Genomic DNA, 25151 nt, shown 5'->3' with positions numbered 1-25151 from the left:
GGCTGCGATCTTTTACTTACCGATGCAAAACGTACTGCCCGGTAAACGTCACCGCCTCCTCCTCACTCCCCGCATTCACAATCCTTGAATGCAGCGTCAACCGCGCCCGTCCATAGCGCTGATACATCGCCAAAAACTTCTTCCACACCGCCGCACTCGGCGCTTGGCAAATCGCCGTGGCATCGGTGGTCACCGGCAGTGGATAGCTGATCTTCCCTTCCTGAATCACGATGTGGCCGTCCTCAATCCCTTCTTCACGCAAACGCAAATGCAGCCAGCCCCAACCGGCCAGTACCGCGCCGCAATACAGGCTGCCGCCGAACATAGTGCTTTTGTGGTTGACGTTGACCTCCAGCGGCAAGTGCAGGCGCAGTTGCTGGTCGTGCCAGTCGAGCACTTTGAGGCCCATGTCCCGCGTCAGGGGAATGTCGTGATGGAGGATCGATTCCAGGTGACGACTGTCGCGGCTCATGCAGGGGGCTCTTGTATGAAGATGATGATTTGACGGTAGTTCAATCGAGCTCGTCGGTGTGGCTGCTGGCGCCGCTATCGGCGAAGTTCAGCCCGTGCTTGCGCAGTTTGTCGTGCAAGGTCTTGCGCGGAATGCCGAGGGCTTCAGCGAGGCTGCGCACCGAACTGTGGGAGCGCGCCAGTTCGGCGGCAATCAACGACTTCTCGAAGTTTTCCACTTGCTCGCTCAGACCTCCGCTGACCACTTCGACCGGGCTGCTGGCGCCGCCATCCGGCGCGCTGTTGTCCAGGGCCAGTTCCAGGCCGAGCGCGAAACGTTCGGCAGCGTTTTGCAGTTCGCGCACGTTGCCGGGCCAGGTGTGACGCAGCAGCAGGGCCCGTTGACCCGGTTGCAGTTCATGAGGTGGCAAACCGTGGCGAGCGCTGGCTTCGTCGGCGAAGTGCTGGAACAGCATCAGCGCATCTTCACCGCGCTCGCGCAGCGGTGGAATGCGCAGCGGCGCGACGTTCAGGCGGTAATACAAGTCGGCACGGAAGCGGCCCTGATCGGCGGATTGGCGCAGGTCTTCCTTGGTCGCGGCGATGATGCGGATGTCCAGCGGGATCAGCTGATTGCCGCCCAGGCGCTCGACTACCCGTTCTTGCAGCAACCGCAGCAATTTCACCTGCACGTCCAGGCTCATGCTTTCGATTTCATCGAGGAACAGCGTGCCGCCGTTGGCGAATTCGAACTTGCCGATGCGCCGTTTCTGCGCACCGGTAAAGGCGCCCGGCTCGTGGCCGAACAGCTCGCTTTCCACCACCGACTCCGCCAGGGCGCCGGCGTTGATGGCCACGAACGGGCCGTTGCGACGGCTCGACAAATCGTGCAGCGCCCGGGCCACGACTTCCTTACCGGCACCGGTTTCGCCGAGGATCAGTACGTCGGCCTTGGTCGCCGCCAACGCACCGATTTGCTCGCGCAGGCGCAGCATCGGCGCCGATTGCCCGACCAGTCGGGTGCTCAGTTCATTGCGGTCGCTCAGGGCCAGACGCAGGCTGCGGTTGTCCAGCACCAGGCGACGCAAGGCCAATGCACGGCGCACGCTGTCGAGCAGGGCGTCGCTGGCGAACGGTTTTTCCAGAAAGTCATAGGCCCCGGCGCGCATGGCTTGCACCGCCAGCGGCACATCGCCGTGACCGGTGATCAACAGCACCGGCAGCTCCGGGTCCTGGGCATGCAGTTCGGTCAGCAGTTCGAGACCGTCCATGCCCGGCATGCGGATGTCGCTGACCACTACGCCGGGCCAGTCCCGCTCAAGTTGCCCGGCCAAACCCTTGGCTTCGGCGAGCGGCAGGATTTTCAGGCCGGCCAGGTCCAGGGTCTGGTTCAGGGCCTGACGCAGATGGGGATCGTCGTCGATCAACACGACCTGGATGCGGTTGTCGATGGTCATGCACTTCGGTCCTCGGACGGTTGCAGGCTCACGCCCGGTGCGCCTGCGCGCAGTTTCAGGGTAATCAGGGCACCGCCTTCCTTGTGGTTGGCAAACGACAGTTCACCGCCGAAGGCGCGCATCAGGGTCTCGCAGATCGCCAGCCCCAACCCAAGCCCCTGCGTGCGGGTCTTGGTGGTGTAGAAGGGCTCGCTGGCGCGGCCAAGGGCTTCCATGCAAAAACCGGGGCCATTGTCGCGAATGTACAGACTGACGCCGTCGGCGGTGGATTGGGCACTCAACCAGAGTTTACGCGGCGGGCCTTTTTCCGTCAGAGCATCAAGGGCGTTGGCCAGCAGATTGCCGAGCACCTGGCGCAGACGGGTTTCCCCGGCCTCGACCCACAGGGTGGCGGCCGGCAAATCGCGGATCAATTCGACTTCCATGCTGCGCCGGCGCTTGGCCAGCAAGGCCAGCGCGTCATCCAGCGCCGGTTGCAGGGCGACGCTTTCCGGGGCGTGGCGATCGCGCCGGGCGAAGGCCCGCAGGTGGGCAATGATCGAGGCCATGCGCCCGGTCAGTTCGCTGATCAGCTTGAGGTTGCCGCGTGCATCGTCGGTGCGCTGATGATCGAGCAGCACTTCGGCGTTTTCCGCGTAACTGCGGATCGCCGCCAGCGGCTGGTTGAGTTCGTGGCTGATGCTCGCCGACATCGTGCCCAGCGCCGACAACTTCCCGGCCTGCACCAGATCATCCTGGGCGCGCACCAGTTCCTGTTGGGCCTGTTCGCGTTCCAGCACTTCTTCTTTCAGTCGACGGTTGAGGCCTTCCAGATCACTGGTGCGCTCGGCCACCCGGCCTTCCAGTTCGCGGCGCGCCTTGGCTTCGAAGGCGATCCGGTCAAGGTAGTGGCGGCGGCGTTGCATCATCAGACCAAGCAACAGCATCAACACCAGCAGCGTCGCGCCGCCGATGGCGACGACGGTGCGAACCGGGCGGTCGATCAGCGTACGCGGCGCAAGGATGCTGACGCTCCAGCCGGTTTCGTCGATCTGCCGGGTCTGGGTCAGCCAGGCGTCGAGGTTGAGGTTCAACGGTTTTGGATCGCGGGTGGGATAGGGTTGAATCGCGATGATGGCCTCGCGCTCTGCATCGCTCAACGGGCGGGTCGAGCGAAAACGCCACTCCGGCCGCGAGGTGAGGATGACCACGCCGTTGTGGTCGGTGACCAGCAGTTGTTCCGGGGTTTTGCCCCAGAGGCTTTCGGTGTGGTCCAGATCGACCTTGACCACCAGCACGCCGACGATTTTTTCCCGGTCACGTACCGCTGCAGCGAAGAAATAGCCGCGTTTGGCCGAGGTGGTGCCCAGGCCGAAGAAGCGTCCCAGGCGCCCGGCCATGGCTTCGCTGAAATACGGCCGAAAAGAGAAATTACGGCCGACGAAGCTGTCGTGTTTGTCCCAGTTGGAGGCCGCCAGCGTCTTGCCGGTGGTGTCCATCAGGTACATGACTTCGGCACCGGTCTGGGCGGCGATGTTTTTCAACAGGCGATTGGCGTTGCCTTGCGTCACACCGTCGTCCGGTGCGGCCAGGTCGGCGCGCAGGGCCGGGAGGTCGCCGAGGATCTGCGGCAATACTTCATAACGGTGCAGGGTGCCCAGCAGGTTGGCGACGTACAGGTCGAGGGTCTGACGGTTCTGCCCGGCCAGTTCGCTGCGGTAATAACGCTCGGCCAGATGCTCCAGCGGCCACAGCAACGGCGCCAGGCACAGCGCGAGCAGGGCCAGGCTGCGCCAGCGGGGTCTGCGAGGGAGAGTCGGAGTCATGAGCATCGAGCGCCTGTGGGTACAGGCGCATTATGCCTAGGCTTGCCCGGCAAGACACTCGCGCAACGCGGTTTGCCAGTCTGCCTGGCTGACGCCCCATTCCCGTTGCAGGCGGCTGCAGTCCAGGCGTGAGTTCAGCGGGCGGGCGGCCGGTGTCGGATAGTCGCTGGAAGGAATCGGCAGCAGGTTTGCGCAAGGTTTTCCCTGTTCGCGTAACGCTTCGCCGATGGCCTGGGCGAAACCGAACCAGGAGGTTTCACCCTGAGCGGTCAGGTGATAAGTGCCCCAGGCACCGGCCTCACCCGCTTGCCAGCGTTCGATCAGGGCGAGGGTGCTGTGGGCGATCGTGCCTGCCCAGGTCGGGGCTCCGATCTGGTCGGCGACAATGCGCAACTCCGGTTTTTCTTGCAGCAGGCGTTGCATCGTCAGCAGGAAGTTGCGGCCGTGGGTCGAGTAGACCCAACTGGTCCGCAGGATCAGATGCTGGCCATTTACCGCGCTGATGGCCTGTTCGCCAGCCAGCTTGCTCTTGCCGTAGACGCCGAGCGGGTTGGGCTTATCGTCTTCGTTGTAAGGCTCGGTCTTGCTGCCATCGAACACATAATCGGTGGAGTAGTGAATCAGCGGGATGCCCAGCGCCAGTGCTTCTTCGGCCAGGATGCCAGGGGCCACAGCGTTGATGGCGAAAGCAATGTCCGGTTCGTTTTCAGCCTGATCGACTGCCGTGTGGGCCGCCGCATTGATGATCAGGTCGGGACGAACGCGTTGCACTTGCTGGCGAATCTGTTGCGGCTGTGCCAGATCGAGCTGATCACGACCCAGCACCACCCACTCGCCGAGAGCGCCCAGGCGATGCTGCAACTCACGTGAAACCTGACCGTGCTGGCCGCTGATGAGTACTCTCATGGGAACAGATCAGCCTCTTGCAAGGTTTTGCCGTTCTGGTCCTTGGCCGATAGCTTGGGCGCTTCGTCCAGTTGCCAGTCGATGGCAAGGGTCGGGTCGTCCCAGCGAATGCAGCGTTCGGCGGACGGCAGGTAATAGTCTGTCGTCTTGTAGAGGAACTCGGCGAAGTCGCTCAGCACCACAAATCCATGGGCAAAGCCTTCAGGCACCCAGAGCTGGCGATGGTTTTCAGCGGACAAGCGCACCGCCATCCATTGGCCGAAGTGCGGCGAGCTGCGACGAATATCTACCGCTATGTCGAGCACTTCACCGGCGGTGACCCGTACCAGTTTTCCCTGCGTGTTTTCCAGTTGGTAGTGCAGCCCGCGCAGCACGCCCTTCTGCGAACGGGAATGGTTGTCCTGAACGAACTGTGTGTTCAGGCCGGTCGCCTCTTCAAACGCCCTGGCATTGAAGCTTTCGTAGAAAAAGCCGCGCTCGTCACCGAAGACCTTGGGCTCGATGATCAATACGCCGGGCAGCTCGGTTTCAATCACATTCACTGTTCTTCTCCGGCCAGTGTGAAGAGGTACTGACCGTAGCCGGTCTTGCCGAAATAGCGGGCGCGTTCCAGCAACAGCTCGCGGCCGATCCAGCCATTTTCGTAGGCGATCTCTTCGAGGCAGGCAACTTTCAGTCCCTGGCGGTGCTCGATGGTCTGCACGTACTGAGAGGCTTCGAGCAAGCTGTCGTGGGTGCCGGTATCAAGCCAGGCAAAACCGCGACCGAAACGCTCGACCTGCAGATCGCCGCGCTTGAGGTAGGCATTGTTGACGTCGGTGATCTCCAGCTCGCCGCGAGGCGAAGGTTTGACCGCCTTGGCGATCTCGATCACATCGTTGTCGTAGAAATACAGGCCGGTGACGGCATAGCTGGATTTCGGTTTTTTCGGTTTCTCTTCGATCGACAGGGCACGGCCTTCGCTGTCGAAATCAATCACGCCGAAGCGCTCCGGGTCTTTGACCCAATAGCCAAACACGGTGGCGCCAGAAGGGCGTTTTGCGGCGCTTTTCAACTGGTCGCCAAAGTGCTGACCATGGAAGATGTTGTCGCCGAGGATCAGGCACACAGGATCATCGCCAATGAACTCTTCACCAATCAGAAACGCCTGGGCCAGGCCATCCGGCAACGGCTGTTCGGCGTAGCTGAAATTGACTCCGAACTGGCTGCCGTCACCCAGCAGATTGCGGTATTGCGGCAAATCCTGCGGCGTGGAGATGAGCAAAATGTCCTTGATGCCGGCCAGCATCAGTACCGAGATCGGGTAGTAGATCATCGGCTTGTCGTAGACCGGCAACAGCTGTTTGGACACGCCAAGCGTGATCGGATGCAGACGCGTCCCCGAGCCGCCGGCCAAAACGATTCCTTTCATCATGCGAGCAGCTCCTTGGTATTGATGGCGCCCAGTCGTTCACCCTGATAGCTGCCGTCCTGAACGCGGCGGCACCACTCAAGGTTATCCAGATACCACTGAACGGTTTTGCGCAGACCAGTCTCGAAGGTCTCTTCGGGTACCCAGCCCAGTTCGCGCTCGATCTTGCTGGCATCGATGGCGTAACGCAGGTCGTGGCCAGGACGGTCCTGGACGAAGGTGATCAGGTCGGCGAAATGCGCGACGCCGTCGGGCTTGTTCGGTGCCAGTTCTTCGAGCAGGGCGCAGATGCCGCGCACCACGTCGATGTTTTTCTGTTCGTTGTGACCGCCGATGTTGTAGGTCTCGCCAACCACGCCTTCGGTGACCACTTTAAGCAGCGCCCGGGCGTGATCCTCGACAAACAGCCAGTCGCGAACTTGCAGGCCGTTACCGTAAACAGGCAGAGGCTTGCCGGCGAGGGCGTTGAGAATCACCAGCGGGATCAGTTTTTCGGGGAAGTGGAACGGCCCGTAGTTGTTCGAGCAGTTGGTCAGCAGCACCGGCAGGCCGTAGGTACGCTGCCACGCACGGACCAGGTGGTCGGATGCCGCTTTGCTGGCGGAATATGGCGAGCTGGGCGCGTATGGGGTGGTTTCAGTGAACAGATCATCGACGCCATGCAGGTCGCCGTAGACCTCGTCCGTGGAAATGTGATGGAAACGGAAGGCGCATTTTTCAGGCTCGGCCAGGGTGTGCCAGTAGGCGCGGGTTGCCTCCAGCAGGCTGTAGGTGCCGACGATATTGGTCTGGATGAAATCCGACGGCCCGTCGATGGAGCGGTCAACGTGGGATTCCGCTGCCAGGTGCATGATCGCGTGGGGCTGGAAACGTGCCAGTACTGCGCTCACGGTCGCCTGATCAACGATATCGGCCTGCACGAATTCGTAGCGAGTGTCGTGGGCAATGCTGGTCAGCGATTCGAGATTGCCCGCGTAGGTCAGCTTGTCCAGGTTGAGTACTTCGTGTTCGGTGTGCCGAATCAGGTGGCGAACCAGGGCCGAGCCGATGAAACCGGCACCGCCGGTGATGAGAATACGCATGTTGGCCAGCCTTTTTCCGTAAGACGATAAAGCGAATGTGCATAGCTTGTCGGCAGGAGGGGGGTGGTGCAATAGGGTTGTGGGTGCTATTTGGGTTTTGCAGCGTCGACAGGGGTTGATTATCGACCGACGGAGTGGCGATATAAGTGCCTAATAAAATTTCAGGGGTCGTTGTATGCCGCTCGCCACGTTGATTCATCGCGCCAGTTTGCCCAGCCCGCAGGTGTCTGCGGAGCAAGCGCTTGAGCTGCTCGAGGGGCATTACGGGCTGAGCGGCAGGTTACAGGCCCTCGGCAGCCAGCAGGATCTCAACTACCGCGTCGACAGCGACCAGGGGCGTTTCGTCCTGAAAATCTGCCGGGGCGACTATTCGGCGCTGGAGCTGCAAGCCCAGCATGCGGGGCTCAAGCATTTGGCCGGGCACCCCGACGTGCATGTGCCTCGGGTGATTCCTGCGAAAAACGGTGCAGACCTGCTGTCCCTGGAAGTCGGCGGACAAGCGGTGCATGTGCGCCTGCTCGATTACATCGAAGGTCGGTCGCTCACACACCTTGATCATCTGCCCGGTTCAGTGGTGGCCGGTTTCGGTCGGCTCTGCGGCGAAATGGACCTGGCGCTGGCCAGTTTCGACCACGCGGGACTTGAGCGTATCCTTCAATGGGACGCCCGCCACGCCAACGCGTTGATCGCTCATTTGCTGCCGGTTATTGAAGATGACCTGCAGCGAGCGCTGATCGCTGAGGTGGCCGAACAGGCCGAGCGGCATTTGCAGCCGCTGGTGGACAAGTTGCCGGTGCAGGCCATTCACATGGACATCACCGATGACAACGTCGTGTGGCAGCGGGATTCGCAACGTCAGTGGCAGTTGCAGGGCGTGATCGATTTCGGCGATCTGGTCCGCACCTGGCGCATTACCGATCTGTCGGTGACCTGCGCGGCGCTGCTGCACCATGCCGGCGGCGATCCTTTCTATATTTTGCCGGCGGTGCGGGCTTATCACGCGGTCAATCCGTTGCAACATGAAGAACTGCTGGCGCTCTGGCCGCTGATCGTCGCGCGGGCGGCGGTGCTGGTGCTCAGCGGCGAACAGCAGGTCAGTATCGATCCGGGCAATGCCTACAGTCGCGACAACCTGACCCACGAATGGGAGATTTTCCGCGTGGCCACGTCGGTGCCGTTGGCGTTGATGGAAGCGGCAATCCTGACGTCTGTCGGCCAGAGCCTGCCAGGCATCGGCAGTGAAGGCTTCGCGCCTTTGCTGCCGAGCCTGGTGGGCCGTGAATTCGCGTTGATCGATCTGGGTGTACTCAGCCCGCATTTCGAGGCCGGTAACTGGGAGCAGGACGGGATCGACCAGCGTCTGTTGACCGAGGCCGCTGCGGCCCACGGTCTGGCAGCCAGTCGTTATGGGCAATATCGCCTGTCCCGCACCCGGCCGGACAGTGCCGACGAGCCGGACACTTGCCCCTTGCACGTCGAGTTGCGCGTGCCCAATGGCACGGCGGTCGAGTCACCGTTTGCCGGGGTGGTCCACCAGCCGACGGCGGGGGTGCTGCAACTGGACGGTCCGCAATTGAGCGTGCGGCTGTGGGGCGTGACGCCGTCGCTGCACACGGGTGCGGCGCTGGTCAAAGGCCAGGTGCTGGGTTCTGTCAGCGGGCCGTTGGTGGTGCAGTTGTGCCGAGGCGCTTCGTTCAATGCTCCGCTGTTTTGCACGCCGTCTCGCGCCGCCGCCTGGCAAGCGTTGTGTCCGTCGCCAGCCGCGCTGCTGGGGTTGGCCTGCGATGCTCAGGAAGAGCTCGATTCACAGACATTGCTGGCGCGCCGCGCCGCCAGTTTCGCCCGTACCCAGAAGCACTATTACATCGACCCGCCGCGTATTGAGCGGGGCTGGCGCAACCACTTGATCGACATGCAGGGCCGTTCTTACCTCGACATGCTCAACAACGTCGCAGTGCTTGGTCACGGTCATCCGCGCATGGCCGTGGTCGCCAGTCGTCAGTGGTCGCTGCTCAACACCAACTCGCGGTTCAACTACGCGGCGGTTGCCGAGTTCTCCGAGCGTTTGCTGAAGTTGTCGCCGGACTCCATGGACCGGGTGTTCCTGGTCAACAGCGGCAGCGAGGCCAATGACCTGGCGATCCGTCTGGCGTGGGCCTATAGCGGCGGTCGCGACATGCTCAGCGTGCTGGAGGCTTATCACGGTTGGACCGTGGGAGCGGACGCGGTCTCGACCTCGATTGCTGACAACCCCAAGGCCTTGAGCAGCCGTCCGGACTGGGTGCATCCGGTGATTGCACCGAACACCTATCGCGGCGAATTCCGTGGCCCGGACAGCGCGCCGGACTACGTGCGCAGTGTCGAACACAACCTGGCGAAAATCGCCGAGCAGAAACGCCCGTTGGCCGGGTTTATCTGTGAGCCGGTGTACGGCAATGCCGGCGGTATCTCGCTGCCGCCGGGATATTTGAAGCAGGTTTATGCGCTGGTCCGCGCCCAGGGTGGCGTGTGCATCGCCGACGAAGTGCAGGTCGGTTACGGGCGCATGGGTCACTTCTTCTGGGGCTTTGAAGAACAGGGCGTGGTGCCGGACATCATCACCATGGCCAAGGGCATGGGCAACGGCCAGCCGTTGGGCGCGGTGATCACCCGCCGGGAAATCGCCGAGGCGCTGGAGGCCGAGGGGTATTTCTTCTCGTCGGCCGGCGGCAGTCCGGTCAGTTGTCAGGTCGGCATGGCCGTGCTGGATGTCATGGAGGAAGAAAAGCTCTGGGAAAACGCTCAGGTCGTGGGCGGGTATTTCAAGGAGCGTCTTGAAGCGCTGATCGATATCCATCCGCTGGTGGGCGCGGTGCACGGTTCCGGCTTCTATCTGGGCGTCGAGTTGATCCGCAACCGCGAAACACTGGAACCGGCGACCGAAGAAACCACCGCGCTGTGTGATCGCCTCCGTGAGCTGGGGATTTTCATGCAGCCGACCGGCGACTACCTGAACATCCTCAAGATCAAACCACCGATGGTCACCTCGCGCCAGAGCGTGGATTTCTTTGTCGACATGCTGGCGAAGGTGCTCGCAGAGGGCCTATAAGCGTCAGCGTTACTCCTGTAGGAGCTGCCGAAGGCTGCGATCTTTTGATCTTCAGCGATACCACTGGCGCCAAAATCAAAAGATCGCAGCCTTCGGCAGCTCCTACAGGTGGTCATAAATACCGATTGTTATCGACTTTAAGTGCATAAATTTAGACGAAAGGAAGATTTGTTGCTTTAAAAGCCGATTTTTATCGGCTATAAAGTCATCGCTGCCCACGGCGTGGACGAACCATGCCCGGTGCTTCCTCTTTCTGTCATCGGTCGACGCCACACTCGACCCTCAAGCACTTGCTCAGGAGCCGATTCATGAGCCGTATCGTTACCGTCGCCGCCACCCAGATGGCCTGTTCCTGGGACCTTGAAGCCAACATCGAGACCGCTGAGAAGCTGGTCCGTGAGGCCGCAGCCAAAGGCGCGCAGATCATCCTGATCCAGGAACTGTTCGAGGCTCCGTACTTCTGCCAGAAGCCGAACCCGGATTACCTGCAACTGGCGACGACGGTTGAAGACAACGTCGCCATCAAGCATTTCCAGAAAGTCGCCAAGGAACTGCAAGTGGTGCTGCCGATCAGCTTCTACGAACTGGCCGGTCGCGCGCGTTTCAACAGCATCGCGATTATCGATGCCGACGGCAGCAACCTCGGGATTTATCGTAAAAGCCACATCCCGGACGGTCCTGGCTACCACGAAAAGTACTACTTCAACCCGGGCGATACCGGCTTCAAGGTCTGGAACACCCGTTACGCGAAAATCGGCGTGGGCATCTGCTGGGATCAGTGGTTCCCTGAGTGCGCCCGCAGCATGGCGTTGCTGGGCGCGGAAATCCTGTTCTACCCGACCGCCATCGGCAGCGAGCCGCACGACAAGACCATTTCCTCCCGTGACCATTGGCAGCGCGTGCAACAGGGCCATGCCGGCGCTAACCTGATGCCGCTGATCGCCAGCAACCGCATCGGCAACGAGGAGCAGGACGGTTACGACATTACGTTTTACGGCTCGTCGTTCATCGCCAATCAGTTCGGCGAGAAGGTTCAGGAACTCGACACAACCGAAGAAGGCGTGCTGGTTCAGAGTTTCGACCTGGACGAGCTGGAGCACATCCGCAGCGCCTGGGGTTCGTTCCGTGATCGTCGCCCGAACCTATACAATGCGATCAAAACCCTCGACGGTTCCCTGGAGTCCTGACCGCATGACCACTTTGAACAGCACCCCGCGCGCCGACGGCTTCTACATGCCCGCCGAATGGGCGCCACAAACCCAGACCTGGATGATCTGGCCCGAGCGCCCGGACAACTGGCGCCTGGGTGGCAAACCGGCACAAGCCGCGCACGTGGCGGTGGCCAAGGCTATCGCCCGTTTCGAACCGGTGACCGTGGCCGTTTCCGCCGGCCAGTACGAAAACGCCCGTGCCCGTCTCGACGTACCGAATATTCGTGTCGTGGAAATGTCCAGCGACGACGCCTGGGTCCGGGACACCGGCCCGACGTTCGTCATCAATAACAGCGGCGAAGTCCGTGGCGTGAACTGGGATTTCAACTCGTGGGGCGGTTTCGACGGTGGGCTGTATTCGCCGTGGAACCGTGATTCGCAAGTGGGCGGCAAAATCCTCGAAATCGAGCGCAGCCAGCGTTACCGCACCGAAGGCTTCGTGCTCGAAGGCGGTTCGATTCACGTCGATGGCGAAGGCACCCTGATCACCACCGAAGAATGCCTGCTCAACCGCAATCGCAACCCGCACTTGAACCGTGGGGAAATCGAAGCGGTGCTCAGCGCGAATCTGGCTGTGGATAAAATCATCTGGCTGCCGGACGGTTTGTTCAACGACGAAACCGACGGCCATGTGGATAACTTCTGTTGCTACGTGCGTCCTGGCGAAGTGTTGCTGGCCTGGACCGACGACCCGCAAGACCCGAACTACCCGCGCTGCCAGGCGGCCATGAAAGTGCTGGAAAGCAGCACCGACGCCAAGGGACGCCCATTCACGGTGCACAAAATGCCGATTCCGGGACCTCTGTATGCGACCGAGGAAGAGTGCGCGGGCGTGGACGCGGTGGACGGCACCCAGGAACGAAATCCGACCGTTCGTCTGGCCGGTTCCTACGTGAACTTTCTGATCGTTAACGGCGGCATCATCGCGCCGAGCTTCGACGATCCGCTGGATGGCCCGGCCCAAGAGATTTTGCAGGCGCTGTTCCCACAGCACGAAGTGGTGATGGTGCCGGGCCGCGAACTGTTACTGGGGGGCGGTAACATCCACTGCCTTACCCAACAACAGCCAGCGCCGCACAAGGAATGAGTGGGGTTGTAACAGCTTGAGTTGATTGCTAAATCGCGCCTGCAAACGTTTTTCCCGGCCACCTTGCACAAAGCCCGTAGCCCATCAGGACTGCGGGCTTTTTTGTGTCCGTTCGTCGACGCTTCCCACACATTGGCACAGCTCTTGTATCTCTCCTGATGCAAAACAGGGAGGGGGAGAACTTCGATGTTCTGTCACAAACCTTGGATAAGTTAGCCGCTCACGAACCAGGAGAGAGCGCGGAAATGAACGCCGAAATGAACGTAGTGAGCGAGCGGGCGTTGCATCCCCTGGCAGTAAACAGCGAATCGCTCCAGGTCCTGGCGCACTGGTTGAAATCCAATGGAACGCGTCAGATCAGAGAACCTGATCCGCGCCGGATGATGATCGAGCGCTACCCCGCTGGTTTATTCAGCGAGGCGGAACTGGATGCGTTGTGGGATGTGATGGAAGGATAAGAAGAAAGAACAACGGATGGGTAAAAGCGCTGCCGGGATGGTGGCGCTTTTTTATGGGCGAGGGTTTTATGATCATTGGAGATCAAATGTGGGAGCGAGCCTGCTCGCGATGGCGGTCGTTCATTCAACGTCGATGTCGACTGACCCACCGCTTTCGCGAGCAGGCTCGCTCCCACAGGGGATCGGTGTGAACACACTATTTGTGGCCCACACCGGAATTGCGGTGTTTAGAAGCTGTAGGTTCCGGTCACGACCAGGCTGCGCGGTGCCCCCGGCTGAATCTGCGCCGCGCTGGTGGCCGACGAGTAATAGGTTTTATCGCTGATGTTGTTCAGCGCTGTCCGCAAATCCCAATCCTTCTGACGGAACCCGGCCAACGCATCCCACCGACCGTAACCCGGCAGCACGGTGGTGTTGAGGTTGTCGGCGTAGCGGTCTCCAACCAACGTCAAACCGGTTTCGGCGTACCAGCCCATTTCCGGTTTCCAGGTCAGGAACAGGCTGCCGTTGTGCTTGGCCACGTTGCTGATGCGTTTGCCTTCAAAGCCGTTGTTGTCCTTCTCTACCGTCGCGTCCTGCACGCCCACGCCGCCGCGCACGTACCAGTTGCCGACAATCTTGCCGGTGCCGGTCAGCTCGATCCCGCGGGAACGTTGCAGGCCGCTGAGCAAAGTGACGGTCGGATTGAGCGGGTCGCTGGTACGGCGGTTGTAGAGTTCCAGTTCGTAGATCGCCAACGTGGTGCTCAGGCGATCGTCGAGCCAGTCGCTCTTCACGCCGATTTCTTTCTGCTTGGTCAGCTCGGGACTCAGGTCGTTGGTGTTGCCGGCAGCGCCCGGAGTGATGCCGATCAAGCCGCCACCGACTGGGGAAAAGGTCTTGGTCCAAGAGGCGTAGAAGGAATGATTCTGCAGCGGCGTCCAGACCAGTCCTACACGGGGGCTGGTGCTGTGACTGTCGCGGTCTTCGGAAATGTCCCGCAGCTTGTTGGTCGATTCGATGTCGAAGGTGTCGTAACGCAGACCGGCCAACAGTTGCCATTGATCGTTCAGGCGCAGTTGATCCTGCACGTACACAGCACGGCTTTCGACTTCGGTGTGGTTGTCGCTGGACACCTGCATGGTCCCGGTGTGGCGTAAATCACGATTCGGGTTATTCAGGTCCAGCGATGGCACAGCCTGACGGCCCGGCCCGGTAGTGGCCGCGGTGTATAGCTTCGGATCACGGCGCTGACTGCCAATCTCAATGCCCGTCAGCAGACGATGCTCCAGGCCGAAGGTATCGAAACCACCTTCCAGTTCAACGTTGTTGTAGACGTTGCGGGTGGTCAGATCCTGCTGCCAGTGCTGACGTGTCACCCGGTTGGTCGCCGGGGTGTAGCCGGTGAGGTAGGTGTTGTCGAAATCGCTGTTGAGCTTGAACACGCCCAGGGTCTGGCGCAATTGCCAGTTTTCGCTGATGTCGTAGCTGAGTTTCGAACGCAGGGATTGCGACTTGTCGTCGATGAAATCGTGTTCGCTGCCGTAGGTCGTATCCCGGCCTACGTCTGCCGGACGTCCGTTTACACCGGGAATGCCGCGATCTGGCGTACGGTTGTAGCGGCTGTATTCGTACTGCACCAACCAGCTCAGATCAGGGGTCAGCTGCCAGCTCATCGACGGCGCGAACAATTGGCGATTGCCACTGACGCCATCGCGGAAGCTGTTCTGATCCATGTTGCCCATGTTCAGACGCAGGCTGATGTTCTCGCTTGGGTCGGTGTTCAGGTCGGCATAAAGGCTGCGCAAATCATCACTGCCGCCCTGGGCTTCGAGGGTTGAACGACGGCCGAACTCCGGCAGCTTGCTGACCCGATTGACGATCCCGCCCTGGCTCCCACGGCCATACAACACGGCGGCCGGGCCTTTGAGGACTTCGATGCGCTCGATGTTGTGCAAGTCGCGCACGTACTGACTGTCGTCACGAATGCCGTCTAGGTAGAAGTCGTTGCTGGCGTCGAAGCCGCGGATGCGCAGGCTATCAAAGCGGGTGTCGGCGCCGCTGCTGACGTTGGGGAGGCCACTCAGTGCGGTGCCCAGATCGTTGGTGCCGTAATCCACGACATTCGCGGTTTTAATCGAGTCGATGGCTTGTGGCACGTAGCGAACCGGTGTGGTCGTGCGGGTCGCGGTGCTGGTTTGCTTGACTCGTGGGTCATCCTCCTCTGCTTCCGCTTCGGCGCTGATGGACGTTGCTGGCAGGGTTGTAGGAGCGGCGTAGGAAAAACCAGCAGATAGCAAGGCAGAGAGCCCAAGACTGTAGGGCGTAAGACGAAAAGGGGGGGGCATTTTAAGGACGCGTCCGTAGGATTTTTAGGCTGTAGCATGCAGGTCACGAATGATAATGATTGCTATTTGCTTTCGTTAATAGTTCCTGAAAAGTTCCGTTGTTTGATTGTTTCAAGTTATGTCGATCTTGTTACAAGCGGAAAGCCGCGCACTCCTGGCCAACGTTGGCGGCCAGGGTTTCCTCGCATGCCCTGAATAAACCGTCCCTCGCGCAACCTGCTGCCGCCGACAAGTAATTTCTTAGACGATTTCGGCCTATTTACAGACGATTCATGAAATTGACACATCGTTAGGGGCGCGGCTACGATTCGGCCCAACGCCTGTGGCCAACCGCCATGACTCAAAATAATAAGAAGGCCCGCCACGATGTTTTCGTGGGCGGGCCTTTTTGTTTTCGGGGTGAAAAAAGAGTGCGATAGCGCCGTTTCAGCCGTTCGACACAGCGCGTATCAACCCGAAATAAGGAAAAGAACAAAATGTTGAACAAGCGAATCAGCCTGATCGCTCTGGGGATGTTGAGCGCCACACAGGCCATGGCTAACGACCAGGCCGAATCCAAGGGTTTTGTTGAAGACAGCAGCCTCAAAGTGCTGCTGCGCAACGCCTACATCAATCGTGACTACAAAGACGGTCGTGAAGACAAAGCCGAGTGGGGCCAAGCGGCCATCGGTACGTTCTCGTCCGGTTTCACCCAAGGCACCGTCGGTGTAGGTGTGGATGCTTTCGGTCTGTACGCATTGCGTCTGGACGGCGGCAAGGGTCGCACCGGTGCACAAGGCATCGACTTCTTCAAGAAGGGTGACAGCGGCAACGCGGCGGATGACCTGTCCAAGGGCGGCGCCGCGGTCAAATTCCGTCTCTCCAGCACAACGCTGACCTACGGCGACCAAATGCCGGTCCTGCCGGTGCTGAACTACGACAACTCGCGACTGCTGCCAGAAAGCTACACCGGCACGCTGATCACCTCCAAGGAGATCAAAGGTCTGGAGCTGAACGCCGGTCGCTTCACCGCCGAATCGCGTAAAAGCGCTGAAGGCCGTGACAGCGGTGGCTTGAAGTCGATCAACGTATTGGGCGGTAGCTACCAGTTCACTGAACAGTTCAAGGCTGCCCTGTACGCGTCCGACGTCGAAGACGTGCTGAAGAAGCAATACGTGAACGCCAACTACGTGTTCCCGATCGACAAGGATCAGTCCCTGACCCTGGACTTCAACGGCTACCGCACCAAGCTGGACGATTCCTACGTCCGCGAAAACGGTTTCACCGGCGACGACAACAAGATCTGGAGCCTGGCTGCGACCTTCGCCACCGGCCCGCACTCGTTCACCGTCGCGCACCAGCGCAGCACCGGCGACAGCAACCTGGGCTACCCTTACGGCGGCTACCAGAAGGATCAAGGTCGCGTCGGCGACGGCGGCAACACGATCCTCCTGGCCAACTCCTACTGGTCCGACTTCAACGCCGAAGACGAACGCAGCTGGCAGCTGGGCTACGGCCTTGACTTCAGCACCTTCGGTGTTCCAGGCCTGAGCTACAACTTCGCCTATGTGCGCGGCGACAACATCACCACCTCCACCAGCGAAGGCGGTACCGAGCGCGAAATCTTCAACCAGTTCAAGTACGTCGTCCAAAGCGGCCCGGCCAAAGACCTGAGCGTCAGACTGCGCAGCTCGATCCTGCGCGTGTCGCAGAAATCCAGCGAATACAACGTCAGCGGTAACGAAGTACGTGTGTTTGTGGATTACCCGATCAACGTTTTCTGATGATTGGTCGCATGATCGAGGCCTGATTCAAGGCTGAGAAAAAAGAAGCCCCGACTGGTTCGGGGCTTTTTTGTGGGCGCTGCAAGGCTCTAGCCTGCTCCACAGGGCGATTCGAGTCGTTCATCACAGCCCGGTTCGCCACCTCAAATGATCAAAACGATCATTTGAATGATTGGTTTGCGCAAGTTGTGGCGATGACCTAAGATAAATTTGACTGAATCAATCATTACGTGATCAGTTCAGTCAGTTTCGAGGTGATACACGTCTTACCAAACAATTATAAAAGGAGACCCTCGTGGCCCAGATTCCTATCAAACGCACCATTGAACGTATACCGGGCGGCATGATGATCGTGCCCCTGCTGATTGGTTCGCTGGTGGCAACGTTCCTGCCCGACACACCGAAATTTTTCGGCTCATTCACTAATGCCTTGTTCACCGGTGCGCTTCCCATTCTCGCGGTGTTCTACGTCTGCATGGGCGCGAGCATCAACATCAAAGCCACGCCTTACCTGCTCAAGAAGGGCGGCACGCTGCTCGTCACCAAGGTCGGCATCGCCGTTCTCATCGGCATTGTGCTCGGGCACTTCCTGGGCGAGCAGCCGATTTCTTCAGGACTCTTCGCCGGCATTTCAACACTGGCGGTTGTTGCGGCGATGAACGATACCAACGGCGGCTTGTACATGGCGCTGATGGGGCAGTACGGTCGCTCCGAAGACGTCGGCGCCTACTCGGTCATGTCGCTGGAATCCGGGCCGTTTCTGACGATGGTCACCTTGGGTATCGCCGGCCTGTCGGCGTTCCCTTGGCCAACGCTGGTGGGCAGCATCCTGCCTCTGGCTCTCGGCATGCTGTTGGGCAATCTCGACCGTGACATGCGCGACTTTCTGGCCAAGGCCGTTCCGGTGATGATTCCGTTCTTCGCCCTGGCCCTCGGCGCCAGCCTGGACTTGCATAACGTCTGGCAAGCCGGTTTGCTGGGTCTCGGCATGGGTGTTGCGGTTGTCGTGCTGACCGGTCTCCCGCTGTTTTTCGCCGATCGTTTGACCGGTGGCACTGGCGTCGCCGGTGTCGCTGCAGCCACCACCGCTGGTAATGCCGCAGCCGTTCCTGCGCTGATCGCGGCGGCCAACCCGGTGTACGCCGAAGCCGCCAAGAGCGCGACCATTCTGGTGGCTGCCTGCGTCGTGGTCACCGCGATCCTCGCACCGATACTCACTGCCGCCGTCGCCAAGCGCGTGCAGCAGCGCAACCCCGTCGTCATACCCGAACCGGAGTTAGAGCCGCAAAAGCAGGAAGCCTTGCGATGAGGATTCTGATCATCGCAGATGACCTGTCGGGTGCGGCGGATTGCGCCATCGGTTTTGCGAGCGCCGGGATGCAAACGGTCGTCACGCTCGACCCTTTGAACGACAAGGCTGACGCCCAAGTGATCGCCGCCGATACGGACACCCGGCGCCTTTCACCGGCGCAGGCTGCCGAGCGCACCGTGGCCGCGTTCAAGGCACTGCATCAACCCGGGCAGCGGTTGTACAAGAAAATCGATTCGACCTTGCGCGGTAACTGGGCGGCGGAAGTTGCCGCCCTGCAACCGTTGGCGGGCCTGGCCATCGTCGCCCCGGCGTTTCCCGCCACCGGGCGCACGTTGCGCGGCGGTCGGGTGTTCGTGAACGGCCAGCCGCTGGAAACCACCGACACCTGGAAACTCGAAAACGCTGATCGTCCGGCGGATGTCGAGGCGATGCTTGTGTCCGCAGGGCTGAGCACCGCGAAGCTTGATCTCGACACTTTGCGCGGCAACGAAAATGCACTCGCACACCACATTGCCGAAGTCGCCCGCAGCGGTACGCAGGCGTTGATCGTCGATGCGCAAACCGAAGATGACCTGCTGACTCTCGCTCGGCTTACCGCGTCGATGGATCAGCCGCTGTTCTGGATCGGTTCGGGTGGCCTCGCACGGGAAATAGCCAGTCTTCCTGATTTTTCCGAAGCACGGTTCGCGGCCATCGAACCTGCTGCCCTCGAAAAAAGCCAGGCGCCGATCCTGATACTCGTGGGCAGTCTGTCCGGTGTCTGCGAACGGCAATGCGCGCTGCTCAAGGAGCGTGGCGGGGTCAGCGAATTGGTCGTGCCGCCAGCGGTCCTTCGCCAAGGCAACGCTCATGCAGACTGGCCGATTTGGCAGGCGCGCATCGGCGAGCAACTGGACGGCTGGAGCGACCTGCTGCTGCGCATTGGCCGCGATGAAGCGTTCAATCCCCATGAAGGCGCGCAACTCTCGACCATGCTGGCCGCGCTGGTAGAACCGCACTTCTTCAAGGTCGGCGGTCTGATCGCCACGGGCGGCGAGACGGCGCGGGCCATCTTGACCACCGTTGGCATCGACAGCCTGCAACTGCTGACGGAAATCGAAGCCGGGGTCGCCTTCGCTCGACCGACCGTTTCCCGGCAGGGTCATCGTCCCGGAATTGTTACCAAGGCAGGCGCGTTCGGCACCGATCACGCCTTGTATGCGGCATGGCAACACCTGAGTGATAGCGCCGATCGCTCGCAGCCCAAACGCACACGAATCCAAGGACTCGAATGAACACTATGAGCAACTACCTCCCCATCATCGGCATCACCATGGGCGACGCCACGGGTGTCGGCCCGGAAATCATCGTCAAGAGCCTGACTCATGACATCGTCTACCAACAATGCCGGCCGCTGGTGATCGGCGATGCCCGTCGTCTGGAACAGGCCAATGTCATCGTCGGTGGCAGCGCCAAAGTACGCCGCATCGAGGATGCCTCCCAGGCACGGTATGAGGCCGGCACCATCGACTGCATCGATCTCGACCTGATCCCCGACGACCTGCCGTTCGGCGAGCTGTCGCCCATCGCCGGTGATGCTGCTTATCAATACATCGCCCGTGCTGTGCAACTTGCCGAGGCCAGCCAGATTGATGCGATCTGCACCGCGCCACTGAACAAGGAAGCGCTGCACGCCGGCGGCCACAAATACCCCGGCCACACCGAAATGCTCGCGCACCTGACCAACGTCGACGAAGTGTCGATGATGCTGGTGGCGCCGCAGTTGCGGGTGATTCACGTCACCACCCACATCGGCATCATCGACGCGATCCGCAAGATCGAGCCAGGCCTGGTCCAGCGCACCATCGAACGCGGCAACGCGACACTGATCAAGGCCGGCATCGCCAAACCCCGTATCGGCGTGTGCGGCATCAATCCCCATGCCGGCGAAAACGGCTTGTTCGGCTATGGCGAAGAGGAAGAAAAAATCATCCCTGCGGTGAAGTTGTTGCAGGAACGTGGCCTCGACGTGACCGGCCCGCTGCCCGCCGACACGCTGTTCTTCCGCGCCGGACGCGGCGACTTCGATCTAGTGGTGGCGATGTATCACGACCAGGGCCACGGCCCGGTCAAGGTGCTCGGCCTTGAAGCCGGTGTGAATGTCACCGTCGGCCTGGACGTAATCCGCACCTCGGTCGACCACGGCACCGCCTTCGACATCGCTGGCAAGGGCATTGCTGATGAACGCAGCCTGCTCGAAGCGCTGCGCCAGGGTGCGGAGCTTGCCACGCGACGGGGATGAGCCGCACGGGCGCTGTCGTGTAAGATCGACCACCGTCCACCGTGCGAGACCCGCCATGAAAGCCTCCGAACGCCACCGCGCCATCCTCGATCTCGTACGCATTGGCGATGCCAACGTCGAGCAATTGAGCGCGGCACTCGGGGTCTCGGAAGCCACGGTGCGACGTGACCTGACCATGCTCGCCAAGCAGCGGCACCTGGTCCGTACCTATGGCGGCGCGACCTCCGTGGTTGGCGTTCATGAGCCGGAAGCTTCCCTCGAAGAACGCAAGACGTCTCAGTGGGAGCAAAAAGACGCCATCGCCCAGGCGGCGGCGGCCCATGTCCAGGACGGTGATACCGTACTGCTCGACGGCGGGACTACCTGCGCTGCGTTGGCTCATCATTTGTGCTCGCGACAAGACGTGCATGTGGTGACCAATAATTTGCTCGCAGTGATGACCCTGGCCAACGCGCCGGGTATTCGCCTGACCTTGATCGGCGGCGATTTGCGCGGTTCGAGCATGAGCACGTTAGGGCCGTTGGCGGAACTGACATTGAGCCGGTTGAGTGTCGACAAGGCCTTTCTGGGTGCGGACGGCGTGGTCGCGGAGTTTGGCTTGTGTGAGGCGAGTGCGCAGCAGGCGTATCTCAAGGAATGCATCATCAAACGGGCGGCGCAGATCGTCGTCCTTGCCGACACCGATAAGCTGGGCCGCGCAAGGCAACAGCATTGGACGCCGATTGAGCGGGAGTGGCGGTTGATTACCGGTGCCACGGCGGATGAAGCTGCACTCGCACCGTTTCGCGCGATCAAGCAAATCACCGTGGAAACAGTCAGTACCCAGTCAGTGTAGGCGCTGCCGAAGGCTGCGATCTTGGCAATCTCATCACGCCGAAGAAATCTCTGTTTCCACGCATTGTTCCGAACCGCGACAACCCAAACACATTCGCTATGCCTGGAGTGCGAGCGGCCGCAAGGTCTTGCCAGCAAAAAGCCCCGATTGATTCGGGGCTTTTTTGTGGATGCTCAAACGTGAATTCAGGCTTTCATCGGGGCCAGTTTTTTGCAGTTTTCCTTGCGGGTTGGATACTGCTCGCATTTGCGCAGCACGGTCTGAACCTGTGTGGCATCTTTGAGCTGCTGGTTGGCCAGTAGCTTTTCGGTGATGAACAGTTCTTCCGAACCCAGGTTGCGTTCGGCCTTTTCGATCAGGGCCAGTGCCGATTGAGCATCGCCGCGCTTGAGATGGTAGCCGATCATCAGGTCATAGATAGACGGTCCGGCCAGCGACCAATCCTTGATCGACTCAAGATCTTTCAATGCATCAGCGCTCTTGCCTTGCGCAAGATGCACGGCAAATGCGCTGCGACGAATGCCCGGCTGGTCCTTCACCGGTGAGGACAGTGCACGCTTGCTGAAGGTGTCGGCCTCACGCACCTTGCCTTGTTCCAGTGCGGCAGTCGCGGCGTAGGCGTCCTTGTAACCCTGCATGGCTGCAGCGACTGGCGCGGCATCGCGGATTTTCGGCCAGCTACGCACATCGACCCGGGCTCGACGTTCCTGGCGGTACTCACGTTGCAGGTACTGGCGTAGCTCCTCATCGCGGTCGATCGGCGACATGTGCGAGCGCGTGAGGTACTGGCTCGTCGCCGTGATACCGGTGACCAGCCCCTGGTTGAGCAGCACGTCCAGTTCTTTGGTGAAGTTGTTGAGGTTGAACTGCTCCAGAGACTGCTGCATGGCGGTCTTGCGCGCTTCAAGAAAACTGCCGAGAAGCGGCTTTTGTTTGCCCTGGAAGTCATTCAGTCGTTGCAGGCTGTAGCTGGCAGCCCGTGGCGCATAACCGGCGCGGATCATCAGGTCTGTGCCCAGCAAATCCGCCTGATCTTCCTGGCTTCGACCCCAGGCGGTGCTCCAGATATTGTCCGAAAAGCTGTTGGCCAGTGCCGTAAACAACACGGTATTGCCGATGGTCTTCTGCGTGCCGATTGGATCTTTGTTGATCAACGTCATCGTTCCGGCGCTACGATTCACACCGGTATTGGAGGCCATGGCGGCGAACACCACGGTGGTAGCGACGTTGGTCATCAGTTCTTTCTGCTGCTGGAAGGCTGCCATGCGGTCATGATGGCGTAGCAGCACGTGGCTCATTTCGTGGCCCAGCATGGCAGCGATTTCGTCTTCGCTCTCGACGTTATCCAGCATGCCCAAGGGGACGTATACGTTACCGAAGGGATCCGCCGACGGCCCGAAACTGTAGCTGTCGGTGACCCGTACCTGCAGCGTTGGAAGCTCACCGGGCCAGCCCTTGGAGAGTCGAGTCACAACGCCTTGCAAGTAGCTTTGCAGGATCGGGATATCCACCAGGTTGTGCTGGCGAATCTCGGCGGCCGGAATGGCGTGGCCGTCATAGCTCAAGCGCTGTTTACTCTGGTGCTGGACATCGAGCTTGTAGTGCTGCCGAACGTCCGCGTTGTCGACATACTTTCCAGTGACTCTGGATTGAGTCGATGGGCCGACCAGATTCATCAATGCATCGTTGGCGCCATTGAGAGTGCTGCAGCCGCTGAGCAACGAACCGACCAGCACAGCGAGCGCCAGTAGAGACCTTTTCATCTGCCGACCCCTTACGGTTTGCAGCCTGCACCAAAACCGATGGTGGAGTTGTTTTGGCTATCGACAATCTTGCTGCTCGGCATTTTTTCGCAAGGCAGTTTGACCAGCTTGCTGGGGTTCAGGCGCAGGTCCATGGTGTCCAGCCAGACTTTCTGACCAGCCAGCTCAATTTGCACCAACTCCAGTGCCTCGTTGTATTGCAGCACCGGTAGCGAATTTTTCGGGGCGTCCTTTAACGGCAGCTCCCGCTCAAGTTTGCCTTGTGCGTCGAGCAGCGCTATCGGGTCGGCGAGAAATGCCTCAACCGTAGGCGTGGCCGACCAGGCTGCCTGGCTGAACAGTGCGGTGAGTAACAAGACGGCTGCTCTGGTCATCCTTGATTCCTTTTTTATTAGATGAAAAATGAGTGGTCAATCAGTACTTGCGCGCAAAGCGCGCTTCGATTTTTTCGCTGAATATCGCCAGTGAAAGCATCAGCACGGCGAGTACGTTGACGGGCGTAAAGTGCAACTTGTGAAGCCCATAGCTGAGCAGCATGAGCACTCCAACCACCAGCCCGAATGACAGCAGGGACGAACGGAAAAAGCCGCCTCTCCTGTCTTGCAGACCGATGATTCCTGACCTCGAACTCTGTCGCTCATGCAGCGCTTTGAGCACCACGATCAGCCCAAGCAGCGCAACCTCCACCAAATCGAGCCAATTGATATCGAAGTTCAGCAGGTTGGCTGGCTCGCGGTCATAGTTCATGCCCAGCGTGACGAGGTTATCCAGCGCCATGGCATGCAGGTAGATGCCCGGAACCTTGCCGTGCACGGGCGACTGCACAAGGTCACCCGTGGAGGTGATGTTCGCGCCGACCAGCACCAGGCGATCACGCAGCAGATCGGTCAGCAGGGCGCGGTCTTCGGGCGTGCTGACCTCCAGAGCGCTGGCTGAGAGCGTGAAGTTATAGAGGCACCGTGATTGATCGGCACCGGCCAGTTTCCAGAAAATCGCCTGAAAAAACTCCTTTGCTAAATCGACAAAGAAACCTCCTGGGGCTGAACAATGGGCGGTGTCCGCGATGCGCATCTGATCCGGTGCCAGGTTAATCCCCCACTGAATGGCGATCGGTGGCTTCTGGACAGCGGCTTGCGTATCACTTGGCAGGTCAGCGCAGGAATGCGCCTGGCAATAGTGGCGATACAGCGAAAACGCTGGCGTTTCCATCAGCCCCAGCGGCGTTTCGACTGCCAGTGGGTACTTATCGCCAAACCCGCTCCACGCCACCAATGCAGGGCTGCTGACCTTGGCCAGATTGCCCAGCGTATTGGCCTGACCTTCTGCTCCTCGTACCTGGCCGGTGTTTGCCAGCAACAGTGGAATGCCCTGGTGGCGGTAGCGTTCGAAGACATTGGCCAGTAACTGACTACCCTGCGCCGGGTCACCCAAGGAGTGATCGTGGCTATACATGAAATCAACGAACACTGCTTTCGGCTTGTAAGCCAGCAAACGTTTGAACAGCTTGCTTTGTTCGTCGTACGGCATGGGCCAGTGCGTGTTGTTGCGCATCAGGTACGCGTCGTCGATCAGAATGACCGCGACTTGCTGTTGCCCCGTGTTTTTGTAGCTGCTGGCAAACACCCGATTCAGCCACTGTGCGGAGGCATTTTTGCTAGAGCTCGAAAGCCCGAAAGGATCGAGCACGGCCAGGACCACGACAAGCGCCCCGAGCACGTACTGCCAGCTAGAAAAGAGTGGTGATCTGGCCGACATCCCTGGCTCGATAAAGTCAAATGAGCTGACGTTTTAGGTTAGTTCGATAGATGATGTCAAGGTGCCATCTTTTTCTGGCGGGGCATACTCTGTAGGTTGCGTCCTCGCATACGTGTCGTCGTCAGCGACACATAACAAGAACGTGTCGCTGAAACTGGAA

General features: G+C 60.2%; 20 protein-coding genes. 9 read left to right on the top strand and 11 right to left on the bottom strand.

Features of this window, described 5'->3' with window-relative positions:
* Positions 1-16: 16 nt before the first annotated feature.
* From ACYZUD_RS22650 to rfbB, 7 genes are read right to left on the bottom strand one after another with little or no spacing between them, the layout of a single operon-like run.
* Complete coding sequence (locus ACYZUD_RS22650) at positions 17-472, bottom strand: thioesterase domain-containing protein (protein WP_462020225.1); 456 nt, start codon at positions 470-472, stop codon at positions 17-19.
* Between the two features lie 40 nt (positions 473-512).
* Positions 513-1907, bottom strand: coding sequence for a sigma-54-dependent transcriptional regulator (locus tag ACYZUD_RS22645; protein WP_462020224.1), 1395 nt, complete (start codon positions 1905-1907; stop codon positions 513-515).
* Entirely contained in the window at positions 1904-3712 is a 1809-nt protein-coding gene (locus ACYZUD_RS22640; protein ID WP_462020223.1) for a sensor histidine kinase, read from the bottom strand. The genes ACYZUD_RS22645 and ACYZUD_RS22640 overlap by 4 nt, the downstream gene beginning before the upstream one ends.
* Positions 3713-3748: 36 nt before the next feature.
* The gene (gene rfbD, locus ACYZUD_RS22635; RefSeq protein WP_462020222.1) at positions 3749-4618 is read right to left on the bottom strand and encodes a dTDP-4-dehydrorhamnose reductase; all 870 of its coding nucleotides are present in this window, start codon (positions 4616-4618) and stop codon (positions 3749-3751) included.
* A complete protein-coding gene (rfbC, locus tag ACYZUD_RS22630) occupies positions 4615-5160 on the bottom strand; it encodes a dTDP-4-dehydrorhamnose 3,5-epimerase (RefSeq protein WP_462020221.1) in 546 nt (181 codons plus the stop codon). The genes rfbD and rfbC overlap by 4 nt, the downstream gene beginning before the upstream one ends.
* Complete coding sequence (gene rfbA, locus ACYZUD_RS22625; RefSeq protein WP_462020220.1) at positions 5157-6032, bottom strand: glucose-1-phosphate thymidylyltransferase RfbA; 876 nt, start codon at positions 6030-6032, stop codon at positions 5157-5159. Before rfbA ends, rfbC begins: the two co-directional genes overlap by 4 nt.
* The gene (rfbB, locus tag ACYZUD_RS22620; RefSeq protein WP_462020219.1) at positions 6029-7111 is read right to left on the bottom strand and encodes a dTDP-glucose 4,6-dehydratase; all 1083 of its coding nucleotides are present in this window, start codon (positions 7109-7111) and stop codon (positions 6029-6031) included. The genes rfbA and rfbB overlap by 4 nt, the downstream gene beginning before the upstream one ends.
* 175 nt (positions 7112-7286) lie before the next feature.
* Here rfbB and ACYZUD_RS22615 point away from each other — a divergent pair, with 175 nt between their 5' ends.
* The 4 genes from ACYZUD_RS22615 (at position 7287) to ACYZUD_RS22600 (ending at position 12955) form a co-directional block, all read left to right on the top strand.
* Complete coding sequence (locus ACYZUD_RS22615) at positions 7287-10199, top strand: aminotransferase (protein ID WP_462020218.1); 2913 nt, start codon at positions 7287-7289, stop codon at positions 10197-10199.
* Positions 10200-10507: 308 nt separating this feature from the next.
* Positions 10508-11386 (top strand): N-carbamoylputrescine amidase, encoded by an 879-nt coding sequence (gene aguB / locus ACYZUD_RS22610; protein WP_462020217.1) that lies wholly within the window; start codon positions 10508-10510, stop codon positions 11384-11386.
* Between the two features lie 4 nt (positions 11387-11390).
* Positions 11391-12497 (top strand): agmatine deiminase, encoded by a 1107-nt coding sequence (gene aguA, locus ACYZUD_RS22605; protein ID WP_462020216.1) that lies wholly within the window; start codon positions 11391-11393, stop codon positions 12495-12497.
* Positions 12498-12742: 245 nt separating this feature from the next.
* The gene (locus ACYZUD_RS22600) at positions 12743-12955 is read left to right on the top strand and encodes a hypothetical protein (protein WP_462020215.1); all 213 of its coding nucleotides are present in this window, start codon (positions 12743-12745) and stop codon (positions 12953-12955) included.
* 227 nt (positions 12956-13182) lie between these two features.
* Here the strand turns inward: ACYZUD_RS22600 and ACYZUD_RS22595 are convergent, their stop codons facing one another.
* Positions 13183-15282, bottom strand: a complete 2100-nt coding sequence (locus tag ACYZUD_RS22595) for a TonB-dependent receptor (protein ID WP_462020214.1) — start codon at positions 15280-15282, stop codon at positions 13183-13185.
* A 476-nt stretch (positions 15283-15758) separates the two neighbouring features.
* Here ACYZUD_RS22595 and ACYZUD_RS22590 point away from each other — a divergent pair, with 476 nt between their 5' ends.
* The 5 genes from ACYZUD_RS22590 to ACYZUD_RS22570 all read left to right on the top strand — a co-directional run bounded on the left by ACYZUD_RS22590 (position 15759) and on the right by ACYZUD_RS22570 (position 21473).
* Positions 15759-17045, top strand: a complete 1287-nt coding sequence (locus tag ACYZUD_RS22590) for an OprD family porin (RefSeq protein WP_462020213.1) — start codon at positions 15759-15761, stop codon at positions 17043-17045.
* Between the two features lie 295 nt (positions 17046-17340).
* Positions 17341-18354 carry a 2-keto-3-deoxygluconate permease gene (locus tag ACYZUD_RS22585; RefSeq protein WP_462020212.1) on the top strand — a complete coding sequence of 338 codons (1014 nt, stop codon included), beginning with the start codon at positions 17341-17343 and terminating at the stop codon, positions 18352-18354.
* Complete coding sequence (locus ACYZUD_RS22580) at positions 18351-19631, top strand: four-carbon acid sugar kinase family protein (RefSeq protein WP_462020211.1); 1281 nt, start codon at positions 18351-18353, stop codon at positions 19629-19631. Before ACYZUD_RS22585 ends, ACYZUD_RS22580 begins: the two co-directional genes overlap by 4 nt.
* Before the next feature lie 5 nt (positions 19632-19636).
* Positions 19637-20638 carry a 4-hydroxythreonine-4-phosphate dehydrogenase PdxA gene (gene pdxA, locus ACYZUD_RS22575; RefSeq protein WP_462025097.1) on the top strand — a complete coding sequence of 334 codons (1002 nt, stop codon included), beginning with the start codon at positions 19637-19639 and terminating at the stop codon, positions 20636-20638.
* 55 nt (positions 20639-20693) lie between these two features.
* On the top strand, positions 20694-21473 hold the full coding sequence (locus ACYZUD_RS22570; RefSeq protein WP_462020210.1) for a DeoR/GlpR family DNA-binding transcription regulator: 780 nt from the start codon (positions 20694-20696) through the stop codon (positions 21471-21473).
* Positions 21474-21658: 185 nt separating this feature from the next.
* On the opposite strand, the gene ACYZUD_RS22565 is transcribed toward ACYZUD_RS22570, so the two are convergent.
* From ACYZUD_RS22565 to ACYZUD_RS22555, 3 genes are read right to left on the bottom strand one after another with little or no spacing between them, the layout of a single operon-like run.
* A complete protein-coding gene (locus ACYZUD_RS22565) occupies positions 21659-23236 on the bottom strand; it encodes a M48 family metalloprotease (RefSeq protein WP_462020209.1) in 1578 nt (525 codons plus the stop codon).
* Positions 23237-23247: 11 nt separating this feature from the next.
* Entirely contained in the window at positions 23248-23610 is a 363-nt protein-coding gene (locus ACYZUD_RS22560) for a hypothetical protein (RefSeq protein ID WP_462020208.1), read from the bottom strand.
* 40 nt (positions 23611-23650) lie between these two features.
* Positions 23651-24991, bottom strand: coding sequence for a CHASE2 domain-containing protein (locus ACYZUD_RS22555; RefSeq protein ID WP_462020207.1), 1341 nt, complete (start codon positions 24989-24991; stop codon positions 23651-23653).
* Between the last annotated feature and the right edge of the window lie 160 nt (positions 24992-25151).

Source organism: Pseudomonas sp. XS1P51 (assembly GCF_054897845.1).
This window is presented reverse-complemented; position numbering and strand designations above follow the sequence as displayed.